The sequence below is a fragment of the Methyloglobulus morosus KoM1 genome, assembly GCF_000496735.2.
GTDB lineage: Bacteria > Pseudomonadota > Gammaproteobacteria > Methylococcales > Methylomonadaceae > Methyloglobulus > Methyloglobulus morosus.
Genome location: NZ_AYLO01000112.1, coordinates 14,935 through 30,863, shown reverse-complemented (window position 1 = coordinate 30,863; position 15,929 = coordinate 14,935). Strand labels below are relative to the sequence as shown.

14 protein-coding genes and 1 pseudogene are annotated in these 15,929 nt (G+C 45.4%); all 15 read left to right on the top strand.

Annotation, left to right across the window (positions count from 1 at the left end):
• Positions 1 to 36: 36 nt before the first annotated feature.
• Positions 37 to 573: pseudogene (locus tag MGMO_RS14430) on the top strand (REP-associated tyrosine transposase); the annotation flags it as partial.
• A 68-nt stretch (positions 574 to 641) separates the two neighbouring features.
• Positions 642 to 989, top strand: a complete 348-nt coding sequence (locus tag MGMO_RS14425; RefSeq protein WP_152976375.1) for a Rap1a/Tai family immunity protein — start codon at positions 642 to 644, stop codon at positions 987 to 989.
• Complete coding sequence (locus MGMO_RS14420; protein ID WP_023495794.1) at positions 986 to 1,477, top strand: T6SS effector amidase Tae4 family protein; 492 nt, start codon at positions 986 to 988, stop codon at positions 1,475 to 1,477. Before MGMO_RS14425 ends, MGMO_RS14420 begins: the two co-directional genes overlap by 4 nt.
• 47 nt (positions 1,478 to 1,524) lie before the next feature.
• Entirely contained in the window at positions 1,525 to 2,253 is a 729-nt protein-coding gene (locus MGMO_RS14415) for a hypothetical protein (protein WP_023495793.1), read from the top strand.
• Positions 2,250 to 2,582, top strand: a complete 333-nt coding sequence (locus tag MGMO_RS14410) for a DUF2645 family protein (RefSeq protein ID WP_023495792.1) — start codon at positions 2,250 to 2,252, stop codon at positions 2,580 to 2,582. The genes MGMO_RS14415 and MGMO_RS14410 overlap by 4 nt, the downstream gene beginning before the upstream one ends.
• A gap of 103 nt (positions 2,583 to 2,685) precedes the next feature.
• A complete protein-coding gene (locus MGMO_RS14405; RefSeq protein WP_023495791.1) occupies positions 2,686 to 3,945 on the top strand; it encodes a TIGR02270 family protein in 1,260 nt (419 codons plus the stop codon).
• A gap of 593 nt (positions 3,946 to 4,538) precedes the next feature.
• Positions 4,539 to 5,432: a peptidoglycan-binding domain-containing protein gene (locus tag MGMO_RS14400; RefSeq protein WP_023495790.1), complete on the top strand. Its 894-nt coding sequence runs from the start codon at positions 4,539 to 4,541 to the stop codon at positions 5,430 to 5,432.
• Between the two features lie 222 nt (positions 5,433 to 5,654).
• On the top strand, positions 5,655 to 7,331 hold the full coding sequence (locus tag MGMO_RS14395) for an FHA domain-containing protein (RefSeq protein WP_023495789.1): 1,677 nt from the start codon (positions 5,655 to 5,657) through the stop codon (positions 7,329 to 7,331).
• A gap of 256 nt (positions 7,332 to 7,587) precedes the next feature.
• Positions 7,588 to 9,042, top strand: coding sequence for a FlgO family outer membrane protein (locus MGMO_RS14390; protein WP_023495788.1), 1,455 nt, complete (start codon positions 7,588 to 7,590; stop codon positions 9,040 to 9,042).
• Positions 9,043 to 9,792: a CsgG/HfaB family protein gene (locus MGMO_RS14385; RefSeq protein ID WP_023495787.1), complete on the top strand. Its 750-nt coding sequence runs from the start codon at positions 9,043 to 9,045 to the stop codon at positions 9,790 to 9,792.
• 138 nt (positions 9,793 to 9,930) lie between these two features.
• Entirely contained in the window at positions 9,931 to 11,262 is a 1,332-nt protein-coding gene (locus MGMO_RS14380) for a porin family protein (protein WP_152976374.1), read from the top strand.
• Between the two features lie 22 nt (positions 11,263 to 11,284).
• Positions 11,285 to 12,493: a CsgG/HfaB family protein gene (locus tag MGMO_RS14375; RefSeq protein ID WP_023495785.1), complete on the top strand. Its 1,209-nt coding sequence runs from the start codon at positions 11,285 to 11,287 to the stop codon at positions 12,491 to 12,493.
• Positions 12,490 to 14,001: a hypothetical protein gene (locus MGMO_RS14370; RefSeq protein ID WP_023495784.1), complete on the top strand. Its 1,512-nt coding sequence runs from the start codon at positions 12,490 to 12,492 to the stop codon at positions 13,999 to 14,001. Before MGMO_RS14375 ends, MGMO_RS14370 begins: the two co-directional genes overlap by 4 nt.
• A gap of 48 nt (positions 14,002 to 14,049) precedes the next feature.
• A complete protein-coding gene (locus tag MGMO_RS14365) occupies positions 14,050 to 14,820 on the top strand; it encodes a pentapeptide repeat-containing protein (protein WP_023495783.1) in 771 nt (256 codons plus the stop codon).
• Positions 14,821 to 15,060: 240 nt separating this feature from the next.
• A complete protein-coding gene (locus MGMO_RS14360; protein ID WP_023495782.1) occupies positions 15,061 to 15,921 on the top strand; it encodes a pentapeptide repeat-containing protein in 861 nt (286 codons plus the stop codon).
• Positions 15,922 to 15,929: the final 8 nt, after the last annotated feature.

Here is a 15,929-nt window from a genome sequence, read left to right as displayed (position 1 = left end):
TTAACATTTGCTTTTTTGGGGCGTTAACCATCGCCAAACTATCGGCGAAATTTTGTCGTGGGTGGATGCTATTTCTTCACCGTTAACTTACTGGAACGACAACGAACATTACTGACCGATCATATCGATTTGCTCCGCGATTCGGTTCGGCGGGTGCGGCGATTATACCCGTTCCACATTGATGCCTGGGTGGTGTTGCCAGATCATCTGCATTGCGTGTTGACATTGCCACCGGATACCGATGATTTTCCGGTACGGTGGCGTTTGATAAAACTGTTATTCTCAAAAGGATTACCCCGTACCGAACGACTGTCAGCGACACGCCGCAAACGTTCGGAGCGTGGTATTTGGCAGCGGCGTTACTGGGAACATACGATTACGACAGAGTTGGACTATTCCAAACATATCGACTACGTCCACTTTAATCCTGTGAAGCATGGCTATGTTAACCGAGTGCAAGATTGGCCTTATTCCACATTTCATCATTTTGTAAAGGACGGTATTTTACCGATTGAATGGACTAATAATTCAGAAGTTGAGGGAAAATATTTTGGCGAACTGAATGAGGGATAGCTATGCGATATAGAAAGCACAAAAATGTAAAAAAGCAGCAATTTATTTTTTTACCAAGACTTTTAATAATGTTGTTGATTACATCAGGTTGTAATGCTGGGGTTGTCGAAAAAGGGGTTGAGCCTTCATCATCTATAACTGTTGATAATGTCAATTTGACCGCCAGACAATTCTTTACCGCTTACACCAGCCCCAATGAACCTGAAAGGGACAGGGCAATGCTTTACTTGCTTGGGGTGTTGGATGCAACAGAAAAAAAATCCTGGTGCGATTACAGTACCCTAAAGACCATTACGATTAGGGAAAATATTTTTGAATATTTCAAGAAGTTGCCTTCGGACAGGTTAAAAAACCGCGCTTCTTCAGTTATTGAGGAGTCTCTACATAGTTTATTCCCTTGTGGAGGCAGGAAATGAAGCCGGGTTATTTGATGTTAAAGAGCAATCATTACTCCAGTGAATTCACTAATCCAAGTTATGTCTCATCAGAGAAGCTTTATAATGAAATCGGTTACGACATCAATGATTTGATTAAGCAGAACGCGGGTTATGCAAATACTTGTGCGACGAGAATGAGCCTTGCCTTGATTAAATCGGGAGTAAATTTTGATGGCCGCCTGAAAATAAAAGACGGTACCTATAAAAATAGGTTTGTAGAGCCCGGTGCAAAATTATTGGCAGATCAGCTTATCAAACCTACCGTGTTCGGTCGCCCATTGATGTTTAACAGGCCGAGTACCGTTCCAACTGAACTTAAAGACAAAAAAGGCGTTGTCTTTTTTTGGAAGATTGATGGTTATGATGGCGGCCATATTGATCTAATCGAATCATCAACCAGCACTTTTTTATGTAATTCGCACTGTTATTTTGCCTGCAAAGAAGTCTGGTTTTGGGCGTTATCTTGAATTAGCGCCATGCGGTGATTCTAGTCTAGTGTAAGTCGAGGATTTTTATGTCAGATAATTCCAATGCGCTGTGCGATCCCAGCTCGCCCAGTTATCCTAAATGGACGCCTTTTGATATATTGATTTGGAAAATTTGGCCAGATCGGTTGGGTGGCGGAAAAGAGTATTTGTTTGCTTACAAGGATAGCTGGGTGGCTTACAATCGGTTACGGATTATCTCAGCCGCCAACCAGGTTGGCATTCCTGCAGACTTGTTGGCCGGGACGGCTTGGGAAGAGGTAGGAGGCGACCCTGATTTTGTTGATATGCCAGCCTATCTAAACCGTGAGTTTGACTGGAGTGGTCCGGAATGGGTAGATCGACACCTCACAATAACTTCAAGACCCGAGTTGACTTCATTTGGGTCGATCAGTATGCAATTGCGCAATGCTGCACGTGAAATGAATATGGATACAGGGGCTATGGAATTCAAACGTCGCCTAAATCTAGCGCAATGCCTGGAAACTGATGCTTTCAATATTGAAGTTGTCGCCAAACATCTGCGGGGCTTAATTGCGCATGATTACCCCAATACCGATCCTTTGAAGTTGAGTGACGAGCAGTTTGCCGTTGTCGGCTCACGCTATAATCGCGGCACCCAGCGTGGCTTGGGTGATTATGAAGCATCATTTCGCGCTGCACCAGGAAGTGCAGGACGCGAATATAGCGAGTATGGCCGGGCCATGCTCAAGCGTAGGCCTCGAGTGCTTAAATTACTAAACTCTTCCACGCCATGAACAGTAAAGTCAGGGCTGTGTTGAATGTCGCATTATATCTTTATGCCGCCCTGTGCGGCCTGCTTATCTATAGCTGGCCGCTAAACAAATATGAATGGATGCTGGACGAACCCGATGCTGCATCCGAAGGCCTTACATTTTGTTCTTTACCGCTTGATAATAATGCCGAATCCGCGCCTGTTTTTTCCTTTATTGCAATATTTGTTTTTGCAGTAGCGGCAGTTGTGCTGGCCCTCAAACGTAAAAGTTTCCATCCAGCACTCATTATTGCCTTGTTGCTTTTGTTATTGTGGATAGCCAAGTTTTTCTTGTTTGTACCCCAATGCTAAGGGTATTTCATATATGATTGTTAAAGTTTTTTTGGTTACCTCTTAACTTAATTATTCTATAACTTAAAATGAATAACGATCCTAATTTAATTTCTGAGTGAATATGATGGGCCAGAAAGCTACCGTGATTCCTCATATCATCGACCAACACGCTGAAGAAGCGGCTTTTCTTTGGTTATTGAGACGTAACGCGATTTATGCCCCACATTACAATTTGAAAGATTTGGCAAAACTGGATAATCGGGTCGAGGCACATATTGATGGTTTACGGATTGCCGGGGATTATGGCTGGGAGGCCTGCTGTAATAACCTTGAATTTAAGGGGTCTGGCGAGGTCTTCGCCGCAGGGTTTCTGGCTTTAGAGGGTAATGATAGTGATCGGATCTACAAGGTCTATCAAGTTGTTGAGGAAACGCCCGAAACCTTGCCGGGGCTTGTCTCTGCTTTGGGTTGGGTAGAGCCACATCATTTGCAGGGAAAGGTCAGCGGTTTACTGGTTTCAGGTAATCCCTTTTGGCGACGGGCGGGTATTTCAGCCTGTGCTATACATCGCGTCGATCCAGGAAAATATCTCGATCAGGCCATCCTGGATAGTGATAGGCAGTTGCAAATCCGCGCCATGAGGGCCGCTGCCGAACTGGGGCGAGTTGACTTAAAACAAAGCTTATTGGACCAGGTCGGCAACCTGGATCCAACGGCAGGATTTTGGGCGGCATGGTCGGCTGTGCTGTTGGGTGCTCGCGGTAATGCCCTGTCTTTATTGCAAGCCAAAATTATTGAGGGCTCGGAATTATCTGTTAAAGCCATGTCTGTGGCGTTTCGTGTGCAGAATCGGACAGTTGTCAAAGAACTGTTGAAAGGCTTGGTGCAACAAGAGGATCGATTAAGGGATGCGATTATAGGGGCCGGTATTTCGGGTGATCCAAGTTACATCCCTTGGTTAATAAAACAAATGGAAGTCCCAAAATTGGCAAAAATTGCCGGCGAATCGTTCACCTATATTACGGGGGTTGATATAGCCTATGAAGATTTGGATGGCGAAATGCCGAAAGATTTTGCCCCCGGCCCAACTGAAAATCCAGAAGATGAAAATGTTGCCATGGACGCAGACGAAGATCTGCCATATCCAGACCCTTCGTTGATTGATCGGTGGTGGAAGCAACGGCAACAGAACTTTACGCCGGAATTTCGTTACTTGTTGGGCAACCCGATTAATGAACAACACTGTCAGTCGATCTTAAGGACTGGCAAGCAACGTCAACGTCAGGCGGCAGCTTTAGAATTATCTTTGATGCAGCCGACAAGACCGCTATTTGAAACACGGGCTATGGGAAAAAGGCAACAACGATGGCTTGGCAACTGAGTATAAGTTTTGAACATTAAGGCGAAGCGTTGATGAAGGAGGCAAAACTGTCATTATTCCAAAGGAAGTTCTCCAGTAGGAGCCAGAAACAGGACGTACGGTGTTGTTTCATTTGTACGTAATTAGTCCAGGACGCGGTTATGCTCAACGGCAGGGCCAGCTAGGGCAGCTTAACGCAAGGTTAGGGAAGCCGTAGGTGAATTGGTGAAACCCATTACGGATTCCGTCGATAAATGGGGCTTATTGAAACCCGGTTAAGTATGGGCATGTGATTAAGACTGTATATTTATTGCCAATTATTTTATCGATATGTGAGTGGGTAATATTACCGTGACTTGTGCGTTGATGTGAAAGATGATAGCCAATGTGTAAATGTAAGGCAGGATCGAATCACAAGGTTACGTTATTTAAGGTATCGCAGGTATTTTCTAGCTTCGAAGCCTTGACTATTTTAATGTTTAAATAGGAAGCGTTGGCTAGCCCTTTGCCAAGCTCAATATGTTCGGTAAGTGATAGCTTCCGTCCTTTGTGAGCCTGGAAGACCATACGGGGATCAACTTGTTCAACGACTCCTTAAAAGAAAGGGGTTATCTATGGCACGTAGCATTTTAAGGTCAGTTGGTGCAGGGGGAGTTAACCGCAAGGATGACTCAACCACGGTTCAGGAATTACTTAATAAAGTTCCGCAAAGTGAAGGTGGCCCGATTCCGGCGCTAAATGTGGATGGGCTGCCCTGGCAAAAGACCATTACCGCTATCAAAAATTTCCAGCGCAAACAATTAGGTTCCAGTTTCCCCGATGGACGCGTCGATCCAAATGGCCCGACCCTGGCTAAGCTCAATCAATTTGATGGTCCGCCTAAGCCGCCTGGGCAACAGGATTTTCCCGGTTGTTCAACGCAGCAAAGCGCCACTATTCGCAGCGATCTCGTAAGGGCCAAACAGATGCTGGATATAGCGCTAAACCGTTTGCGGACTACCACCATCAAGCCGGAAGGGGTAGAGCTCGACACCAAGCAAAAAGTCAAACGGATATTCCATATCGACGTGCTTTCACCGATTAACCCAAACTCGATTGCTGAAGCATTTAACTATACGGACCTGTTGACAAAGTTCGCCACCCTTCGCGCTAGCCTAGATAAGCAGTTCCCGATAAAGTGTGAACCGACAGGTCTATTCGGTGCCTTTGTGTCGACCAACACACGCGACGAAACTGTACACTTTACACCTCTGCACTTCCAACAAGGCGACCCGGACCAGCGAGCCGTGGAAATTATCCACGAACGAGCCCATACAGTACTCAATCTTCCCGGCAATCCGCATCCCGGCATGGATGCTATCATTATCGGCATGGCCCCCGATGACGATATAGGCTTATCCCAGGGTGATGCCATTCGAAACGCTTATTGCTACGAGTGGCTTACCCTTTCATTACAGCCTAATTATGATGCGAATAAATTCCGTAATCGGATTACTAGCAGGAACTGATATGTTAGGCCGTGTACCGGGTTTATCGATACCCAATTCACTCGGCATGGTTTTGCAGTACAGAAATATAACGTCCTAGCTTTGAACGTAATTGAAGGTGTAGGATGGAGCTTATATCCATATGGATATAAGCGTTATTAATATGGGCTACTAGGATCGTGGTGGTTGTGGTATTTTCACCAAAATTAATACCTTAAAGTAAATTCCAGGGCTTATAAACTCATGCAGGAAGATAAAACCGTCATCATTCCACAAGGAGCGCTCCAGCAGGAACCGGAAACTGAACGTACGGTGCTGGTTCGCCCTGGTTTGCAGGTTGTGCTGGTCGATGAGAACGGTCAAACTTTAAAAAACTATTTTTTTACATCGGGATTTACTGCGGGGCGCTCGGACGATAACGACATTGTCGTTCAACATGGTGATGTCAGTCGGCACCATCTTGAAGTTAAGCAGGAAAATTGGGATTGGTGGCTTTATGACTTGAATAGCACAAACGGTATTTATATAGAAAATGCCTTAGTACATCAAAAATCAAAATTGCGATTGCCCGTATCGGTTTATTTGGGCAATACCCATATTAGTTTGCAAATCTATATGGCGGGTCAAAAACCAGAAGCCGTAAAACAAGCCGTCATTGACCCGACCATCCTTATCCCCTCAAGTGTTCCGACTGAAGCAACAACCCATCAAAAGTTATCGAAAGAAGAAATTGAGGCGCGTTTGTTGGCAAAGAATGAAGTTGAGGGTTCAGGTGATTACACGCGCATGGTGCGTAAAATTATCCATGAAGACCGCAGTAGCCGAGGCAAAAAATACCAAAAAGTTATCTGGATATTAGGTGTGTTTTTTCTATTTGCCGTGGGCGCAGTGGGCTATCAATACGTTGCCTTATCAAACGCACGCGCTTTGGCTATCGATATGTTCTATGACATCAAGACGTTAGAGGTCAATTTAGCACAATCGGAATTGACGATTGACAAAAGCTCTGAGGTGCTAGATCAAATGATTAACGTGTTAGCCAAAGAAAAGCATTGGGCGGAGCAAGACTTAATTAGGGCCGAACAAGAAAAAATCAAAGCTGAGAGACAGCGTGTAGCGGAGGAAAAGCTAAACCTGAAAAGCATGAAAGATAAGTATCAGCACTATGTGAAGGAAGCCACTGCTTTTCGTTTCAGATTTCCTACCAATGCACGTTACGAGGAAGAATTAATCACAAAGGTTGCCAGGGATTTTGGGGAAAGTGAGTTGGAGTTACCGGACGGTTTTGTGGAGGAGGTCAGGAAATATATCCAGTATTGGCAATCATCCTCAAGGATGCCGGAAGCCATGGCGCGGCTAGAAATGAATAATTATGCACCAGATATTATCGCCGCCCTGGAAACAGAAGACCTTCCTCTTCAATTCATGTATTTACCGCTACAGGAGAGCAACTATAATACCATGGCGATTGGTCCTGAAACGCGTTATGGCGTGGCTAAAGGCGCTTGGCAGTTTTTGGCATCGACAGGCAAAGAGTATGGGTTGGCGGCTGGGCCTCTGGCAGATGTCAGGGAATATGATGTACAAGATGCCCGCTTTGATTTCAGAAAAGCCACTAAAGCCGGTGCAAAATACTTGAAAACCATATTTAGTACCGAGGCGCAAGCATCCGGCTTATTGGTCATGGCAGGCTACAACTATGGCCATAATCGAGTGAAGGGCATGATTAGGAAAATGCCGGATAATCCGCGGGACAAGAATTTCTGGAAGTTTATCCAGCAGTATCAAATTCCAAAGGAAACGTATGATTATGTTTTCTATATATTTGCAGCTGCGGTAATTGGGGAAGACCCGAAACATTTTGGTTTTAATTTCAAATCACCAACAGCCCAAGTGAAGCAACAGGAAAGTGCTTCATGAAGTTTTGAGGGGGAGTGATAGGACAGGCAATAACTGATTGTTCAACCTAAAGTATTTTAGGACAGGCGTAACTTAAATGATTATACTCAGTGTTAAAAATTCCCTTTTTTTTTACGAATTTTTCGATACGCTAACCATTGCTCAATAGGTATACAGGGAGTTGCTATATAGGTCATATGACCATAAATAAAAGGGCAAGGTTGTAGGTTGTGTTGAAATGTTAGCGATTGCCAAATAAGCCCAGGGGTATCAATAGATGCGTAAGATATATCAACACAAGGCGGGTGCTAACTCTTTGCTGCTAGGCTGCTTTCTCGGTTGGATAAGTCTTGCCGCTATAGCTGATGATAGCCAAGTGAGAAAAGGCTATAGCGAGCTTATGGATGATAAGCTTCCGGGGGCGGAAGCTACGTTCCAGGAAATGGCGAACAGCCCTAACGCTGATACGGCTATTAAAGGTGAAGAAGGATTGGCTGAAGTAGAGATTAAGCGCGGAAAAATTATCGAAGCAAGCTTAAGGATTGACAAGGTTGTCAAGAAGGCCCCCAAACGCACTAAGGCGCGGACAATCAAGGCCAAAGTGCTTTATAAGCAAGGCAAGAGAAATGAAGCGGAATCCGAGTTGACCCTCGCCGAAAACGGGAATAGTGATTTCCCTTGGCAAAGGGCCGAAGCACACACGTTAAAGGGTAATATATACCGTAATCGCAAAGAGCCTGATTTGGCGATAGCGTCATATAAAAAAGCCTTAGCCGAAGAACCCAATGATCGGGATGCACTCACCAACATGGGTGTGACGTTGCAGGAATTGGGGCAACCGGAAGAAGCGGTTAAAGCTTTCTCGCAATTAAAACTAACCCACCCCACTGACCATCTCGGCGATGCCTTGTTACGGCAAGCACAAGCGGCCATAGCGCAAAAGCAAGATTTGGAAAAGCAGCGCTATATTAACCAGTTGGTTAAGGACCTGGTTGAGCGCTATAAAAACCAAAGCCAAGACAAACCGGAAGACGATTGGACTACGCCAGCCATGGCATTGTCAATTATCGGTTTTGCCGACAGCAATGCCGATAACTTATCTGAAAGGGCAGGGCTTAATATTGTTTTGCAAAACGAATTGACCAATCAGTTGCAGGCAGCCCATTTGAGGGTAGTTGAGCGGGCCATTTTGGATAAAGTCGTTTCTGAGCTAAACCTTGGTTCGTCTAATTTATCTGATCCCGATACGGCCCTCAAACTGGGCAAAATTATCGCCGCTCGGCTGATAGCGACCGGTAGCGTATCGTCGATGGGGGGCGACAATAGGGTTAACCTACGCTTGGTAGATACGGAAACCACCGATATTGTCTTGCCTTTATCCGAGCGGCAAACGGGAAATCCAGATCCCGCTAGTATCGCCGCAAAATTTACCCAGGCAATCGCGGCAACAGTCAAAGATAAATATCCAATGAAAGGACGAATTGCCGAAACTGACGGCGATACGGTCATTATCAATCTGGGCAATAAGCACAACGTGACCCCTGGCATGGTTTTCAATGTTCTTGGCGAAGATGAAGAACCGATTGAATTGAACGGCAAAGTATTAGGGACGCGGCAAACGAAAATAGGGCAGCTTAAAGTGTCGAAAGTGGAAGATTTGATGTCTTATGCCCAGCCGTTCGCTGTGTCGGGCGCGTTAGAAAAGAACCAGAAAATTATCCAGGCGCAGTAGATGAAACCACAAATAACCGCAACGGTCCACAACCTGTTTTATCGCAAAATTACCCGTTATGGTTTTTGTTTGGTGCTGGGCTATTTGTTATCAGGCTGCGCAACGCAACCCGGCCCTGTTGCCACCGAAGGCGCGACGACTTCCCGTGCCTTAATCTTGGCGGTTTGGGATTTTGACAATAATTCCATGGCGGGTGGCGATGTTGACTATCTCAGTAAGGCGCTTTCGGAAATGTTGATAACCGACCTTTCGCAGGTCTCGGATATGCGTTTGGTGGAGCGGGTAAACTTACGGGCGGCATTGGAAGAGCAGCATCTTAGCACTAGCCAACTCGCATCCGATGAAACCCGGCTGAAATTAGGCAGGATAGCAGGCGCCAACCTGCTGGCATTCGGTAGTTATATGGCGATGGCTGGTCAAGTCAGGATTGACGTCAGGGTGGTTGATGCAGAAACCTCGCTAGTAAAGTTTAGTGAAGCTACGTCAGGTTCGCCGCAAGACGCAGCCAAACAGATGCAGACGATAGCCGTGCATCTTGCCAGTAAATTGGATGCCAGTGTTATTTCTGGAAAAGAAAACGCCACGGACATGATGCTTTGGAAGCGTTATGAAGAAGGGATTTCTTTGATGGACAAGCATCTTTACGAACCGGCAATTACAATATTTAAAGAGATACTGCAAGCTAACCCTAGCTTTGCTGCGGCAGAAAAGCAGATCAAATTGGCCTTAGAATTGCAAACAAGACAATAATTTTAATAAATGCTTTATTGCATGAAAATGTGAGGTGAATCAGTGGAAAGGCACAGATTAATAGCTTCAAGAGATTTGATTTTTTGTCTTATATTAATACTTTTAAAAAGTCATACTGTCTTTGCGGAACAATATGTCTTGCCAGGACAAGATCAAATAACCGTTACCGCCGTCCCTTTAACAACCCAACCAAAAGCGCAAGAGACTCTCAACGCCAAACTGCATGAGGCTATGGCCTTGTATTATAACGGGTCGTATCGTTTGGCATTGCCCATCCTCAAAGAAGTTGCCGCCCAAAACGATAGTCGAGAGGTATTGTATTGGTTAGGGCGGTCTGCGTATGAGACAGGGGAAACAGGCCTTGCTATCGAAAAATACCAACAAATCCTGGCGCGCGAGCCGAAACTTTCTAGAGTTCGTTTAGAACTGGCGGCAGCTTATAAACAGGCAGGCAATACTGATGCGGCACAAGCGGAACTGCAAAAAGTGCTGGCAGAAAATCCCGATGCAGAAGTTAAGGAGTTAATTGAGAAAGCCGTGGTGGATATAGAAGAACCACAGGTCGAGTCCAAGCGGTTTTTTGCGGCTCTCCGGGCTTCAATGGGGCCGGAATACGACAGCAATGTTAACGTCGGGCCCAGGGATGAGCGCATTTTATTGGCAAATAACCAAGCGCTGACATCTAAAAACCTTGACGGATGGCTGCTCAAATTTAACCTCAACGGCGACCTGCTCTACGATTTTGGCAAGCCAAATGGGTTTGTTTGGCATAACCACATTCAATTTCTCCATCATGAATACCCAGACAGCACCAATAGTAACTTTAATTACACCCAGACAGATGTCAATACGGGGCTTGATTATTATGACCGCAGGTTTAAGGCGAAACTTCCGTTTGGGTTTATTGACCGACGGTTTTCCAATAATGACCTATCCCATGCCTATTATTTCATGCCGAATATTGAAATTAACCTACGCGACGATACGGATTTTGCCTTATCGTACCGTTATGAAAATGAAGATTTTATTGAGCCTCAATTTGATGCCTTAAGTGGTATAACGCATACAGGCACGTTTGGGCCACGGTATAAATTTGAGGCCTTTAATGCAGAGCATTCACTGGCGTTATTCGGCACCTATAGTCGGCGTAATGCCCACACAGACCGTTTTTCCTATGACGAATGGTCAATGGGGCCGTCGTACTTCGCCCGGTTTAAAACGGGGACAGAGTTTTACCTGGATTTCAAATACTTAAATCGCGATTACGATGCCCCGGCGTTATTGTTTGTGGATAAGGGCAGGCGTTTGGACAATCGCTATACCTTAACCTTTTCTCTCAGCCAGACATTCTACAAAGTCTACTTCGTGTCCTTGGGTTATACCTATACCGACAATAGCTCGAATGCAAAATTGTTCGATTACGACAAAAATATGGTCGGGCTGAATGTTGGCACAAATTTGAATTTCTAACGGTGCATTGAGGAAATAAACGATGAAAAATAATTTCTTGATTTTCGCACATAAAGCCAACCTCTTGCTTTGCTTCAGTGCCTTGTTTTTTTGCCATACCGTTAAGGCTGAAAACATTCCAGGTGTCGCACAGATTGAACTTTGTACGGGTGAAATCCAGATTTCAAAACTGGACAAAAATTCTCAAGCTCAAGGAACCTTATTGCCTGGTGATGCGCTTCAGACGACTGACAACCCCAATAGCCGTTGTCGTGTCGCATTTCCAAACGGCAATTTTATCGACATCGGGTCGGCAACAACCGTCAAGTTTGATAAAGACCAACAAATTACGCTCATGCAAGGCCGCCTGATAGCCTATGCCATGCCCACATTAGGGCAGGCGGGACAAGCCATGGAAATACATATCGGCAATGGTGGGCTGGCATTGGCGATGGGGAAAGTCCTTGTGACCATGAAAGATAAGCCCGAAATTGCGGTATTTAATGACTTGGTTTCTGCGGTATGGCATGGTCGTCAGGGCGAGAAAACCCTGTACCCTGGAAATTTAGTCAAGGTGACATCCAGTTCGGCTGTAGAAATCACACAAGCATCACAGGCTATGGAAGGGCAGGTTTCTGAACAAATAAGCCCGGAAATCCCTGCTGTAAATCAGGCGACTCAAGCCTTTAAGGCCAGGGACCTGCAGACAGCGACGAGGCTGTTTACGCAAATCCAACAAGCATTCCCGTACAATGCCGCCGCAGCCTATCATCTTGGCCTGTTTGAACTTAATGCCGGTCATACATCAAAAGCTGTCCAGCAATGGCAAAAGTACGCAACGATTGATCCCGAGGGCGCGAAAAAAAGTGGTGTTACCAAACAATTAACGCTGATGAACTCAAAATCTATCCAGGATGAAGTCACACAAGCTATCGCCAATGAGAAAATGCTTTCTGGGCTGGCGCCCGAACCTAACAGTATTGCCGTAAATCCGTTAATCAACAAAGGCGCAGAACAATACGGGCCGATAGGTAAGGGCTTGACCGCTTTCGTCATTACCGACCTTGCCAAAGTGCCCGGCCTAAAAGTGCTTGAGCGAGAGAAACTCCAAAAACTCATTGACGAGATCAAGCTATCCCAAACAGGAGAGCTTGTTGAAACATCTTCCCGTGTACGCGCAGGCCGAATCATGCGGGCAGAAAAATTGATGATTGGTGATTACTTGATTGGAAACAGTAAGGAGGGGCAATGAACTCTTACCCATTTAAGATAGGATTGATATTGCTGGTCTTAGTGGCTTCCAGCCTGTGTATCGCCCAAGCTCAGGATGAAGAGTTAACGGTAAACGCCACCACCACTGATGTGGAAGACCCTTCCAAAAAAGGGGACATTAAAGAAGCCAATAAGTTGTCTGATATTTTTCTGTTGCAAAAACAGCTGGTTTATAAGCTACTCCAGAATATAGGCATCACTCAAGATAAACTTTCCCCAGCGCTTAGAACGGCAATCGACAGGCCTCAAACCACCAATATTAAGGCGTTTAAGGCCTTTTGCAATTGCTTGGACTTGAAAGACAAACGCCAGTTTGCCAAAGCCCGTGAACAATGCGAAGAAGCCGTTAAAAACGACCCGAATTTCGCATTGGCACGACAGCTTCTTGAAACCATGCCCGATCAAGACCAAACCATGCAAGAAATTGTGTCGGATCACATGAATCGCGCTATCGCGGATTTCCAAGGCGGTAAAAACTACGGAATGAATACCATCCCTCCTGACGAACCGCCAGTCACGATACCCAGTGATACGGGAGGCGAAACTTGCCAAGCTTCAGGCGGGAGCACGGGTTGCCAAGTGGGGAAAGATAGGTCATCGCCGCCTTGTGACAACAATGGGCATTGCGGATTTTATTCCACGTTTTTGGCGCGTCAAAGCCGTAACGGAGACGTCAGCCTTGCAACATCGCCCTTCATGAACCGTCGCGGAGTCGGCATCCCGCCTTCAAATGCAAGCGGCGCTATTTCTATCAATCAAATTGGGCGGGAAGGCAATGGGTTCTTGAACTTGCAACTAGACCCAGGCAATCAGGTAGGACAGGTAACGGCATTTCGGGAAGGGCAGTTTAATCAGGGCAGTAGAAATATATCTGATGGGCAATTGGATCGTATCGTTACGAACCAATTTACTACGAATCAAAATGTTACGGGACTCGAACTCGGGTCTTATTTGAGTGGATTCGATTTTAATGGCCGTCTAGGGAATATCGGAGGCAACAATTATGACCTATTCCATGGGGCGGTTTACTTTGCTGAAGGAAAAGTCACGCCAATCGACACAGTTAAAAATTTGGGGAGAGTTCAATACGATGGCGTAGTGAACGGTGATTTTTCGGTCAATGGCCAATTGGTGCCGTGCCAAGGTTGCGGTAGTTTTACCAGTACCCTTAATTACGCCGCCGCAAAACTTGTAAACTACAATTTGGTGGCCAATGCGCAACAAGTCGACGGCAACCTTACTGCGGCCGCCCGCATAACTGCACATAATGTCAGCATAAAGCCAACTGGCGAGTTTCAGTTTGATCAAAAAACGGCTGGAGCGGGTGGCGGTTTTCAGGTTGGCACAAGCCAACAAAATCTGACTACAGCCAGTGGTGTTGTTGCGGGTCGGCCATTTGGAAGCCGTGCCGATTGGGTCGGTGGTGTGTTCGCTATCCACGGGGGGACAATACAAGGGGCTGGGAATTTCGGCGGTAGGCGAAGGTAACGGTTTTTTAAGACATATTGGCAATTAGCATCATTGAGTGAGGACAAAATGAACAAGCGTAAATCTAAAGGTTTAATGGGCATCGTGGTGTTTGCCGCAAGCGTTTTGTTTTCAGGCAGCGAAGCCTTGGCTGCCAAAAAATTAGACAATAGGATAGCAGCCTGCTATTCGAAACAACGTGGATTGATCAGCATTATTAAAAACGGTTTGTTGCCCAATCAAAACCTAAGTAATGCTTCGCTCATTAACAGGTGTACTTCGCTCAACGGACAGTTAGTTATTTGGGCTAAAAACAAAGGTTCAGGTTGCTCGCAACCGATTGCCGGAGATAATTTGGTCGGGTGCAATCTCGCACTACCTGATGTCAAATTTCCTGCCTCACTTGATTTGCGTGGCATTAACGCAACGGGGGCCACCTTGAGCAATCTTAACCTAGCCGGGTTTAATGTGACTGGCGCTGCCTTTATTGCCGCATCACTGAACGGCACAATCAATACGGCATCAGAATATAAATTTGCTGATTTGAGAGGTGCAAATCTAACTAATGCAGATTTCCAAAGTGCGGATTTAAAGTTTGCAAATTTTACCGGTGCAACCTTGGATAACGTCAATTTTTCTGCTGCGAATCTCTGTGGTGCGAAATTTTCGCTTGCGTCTGTGGCTGGTACGACCGCTATCATAGGAAACCCGGTTATTTTTTGGAATACCAATACGGTTTGTCCAGATAATCATTTTGCGTTTCCGAATGGTTGCATTGACACTATGTTGCTTAATACAGGGGATTGTAATGCCCCACCATCCGTTGTTCCACCAGGATGACCTTAGGTCGACAAACAAGCCTATGACAGTGGAAATTTAATAAGGGAGGCCTCCCTTTGGAAACGGAGGTGGGTTTAGGGCAATTTTTAGGGATAGAACTGCCTGCTAAGTATTTTCAACCCGTCAGCCGGAATTATACGCTGGGCATTATTTCCATGTACGAGGTGGGATACTTCGCCAGATTTCCTAGTTTACGACAAAATGACAAATTTATCCGTCTTCAAAAATAGGGAGGGTACAATGAAAAAGTATCAATTTGCAGCGCCAATGGGTGTCGTGTTAATACTCGCTAGTGCCATATGTCCGCATAGGAAAGTATTGGCGGACAATAGGATCGCCGCCTGTTATTCAAAGCCGCACGGGCTCACCACTATAATTAGCAATGGCTTGGCACCAACACAAAATGAAAACAGCTCAGACCTAATAAATCGCTGTAATGCAATCAACGGAAAATTGGTCATTTGGTCTCAAGACCATAGTTCAACCTGTTTCCAACCGAATGCCGGCGATAGCTTGGTCGGCTGTAATTTTACCTTGACCGGTGTCAATTTCCCGCAATCTCTAGATTTGAGGGGTATCAAAGCAACGGATGCCATATTGAATAACCTGACGTTCTCTGGGTTTAATTTTACGGGTGCAGATTTTTCTAATGCATCTTTAATAGGCACCGTATTTTCTAGTGATACGCCAACTAACCTTAATTATGTGAATTTCACCCATGCAAGTTTGACGGGCACAAATTTCCAAGGGAGTGATTTAAAAGTTGCAAACTTTAGTTTGGCACCCCTAAGCAATGTAAATTTGACCGATTCAAATTTGACCGAAGCAAGTTTTATCAATGCCATTGTTAATAACACAACCTTGATAAACTCAAATTTAAGGTTCGCTGATTTTACCGGTTCAACCTTAAATAACGTAAATTTTTCCAATTCAAATCTATGTGGTGCACAATTGCCCCAGGACTGTAGTGATGGCTGTTTTATTGAAGGAAGTGGGATTATCATGACCCCAAGTACGGTTTGTCCAGACGGTTTCCCACTAGGTGCAACAGGCGGAATTTGTCAAGATAATAGTTTAATTCCAGCATCTGTTTGTCCATGATGCCAAGC

Coding starts and splice junctions, on each gene's coding strand:
- MGMO_RS14425 (WP_152976375.1), top strand. CDS start 642: ATGTTGTTGATTACATCAGGTTGTAATGCTGGGGTTGTCGAAAAAGGG.
- MGMO_RS14420 (WP_023495794.1), top strand. CDS start 986: ATGAAGCCGGGTTATTTGATGTTAAAGAGCAATCATTACTCCAGTGAA.
- MGMO_RS14415 (WP_023495793.1), top strand. CDS start 1,525: ATGTCAGATAATTCCAATGCGCTGTGCGATCCCAGCTCGCCCAGTTAT.
- MGMO_RS14410 (WP_023495792.1), top strand. CDS start 2,250: ATGAACAGTAAAGTCAGGGCTGTGTTGAATGTCGCATTATATCTTTAT.
- MGMO_RS14405 (WP_023495791.1), top strand. CDS start 2,686: ATGATGGGCCAGAAAGCTACCGTGATTCCTCATATCATCGACCAACAC.
- MGMO_RS14400 (WP_023495790.1), top strand. CDS start 4,539: ATGGCACGTAGCATTTTAAGGTCAGTTGGTGCAGGGGGAGTTAACCGC.
- MGMO_RS14395 (WP_023495789.1), top strand. CDS start 5,655: ATGCAGGAAGATAAAACCGTCATCATTCCACAAGGAGCGCTCCAGCAG.
- MGMO_RS14390 (WP_023495788.1), top strand. CDS start 7,588: ATGCGTAAGATATATCAACACAAGGCGGGTGCTAACTCTTTGCTGCTA.
- MGMO_RS14385 (WP_023495787.1), top strand. CDS start 9,043: ATGAAACCACAAATAACCGCAACGGTCCACAACCTGTTTTATCGCAAA.
- MGMO_RS14375 (WP_023495785.1), top strand. CDS start 11,285: ATGAAAAATAATTTCTTGATTTTCGCACATAAAGCCAACCTCTTGCTT.
- MGMO_RS14370 (WP_023495784.1), top strand. CDS start 12,490: ATGAACTCTTACCCATTTAAGATAGGATTGATATTGCTGGTCTTAGTG.
- MGMO_RS14365 (WP_023495783.1), top strand. CDS start 14,050: ATGAACAAGCGTAAATCTAAAGGTTTAATGGGCATCGTGGTGTTTGCC.
- MGMO_RS14360 (WP_023495782.1), top strand. CDS start 15,061: ATGAAAAAGTATCAATTTGCAGCGCCAATGGGTGTCGTGTTAATACTC.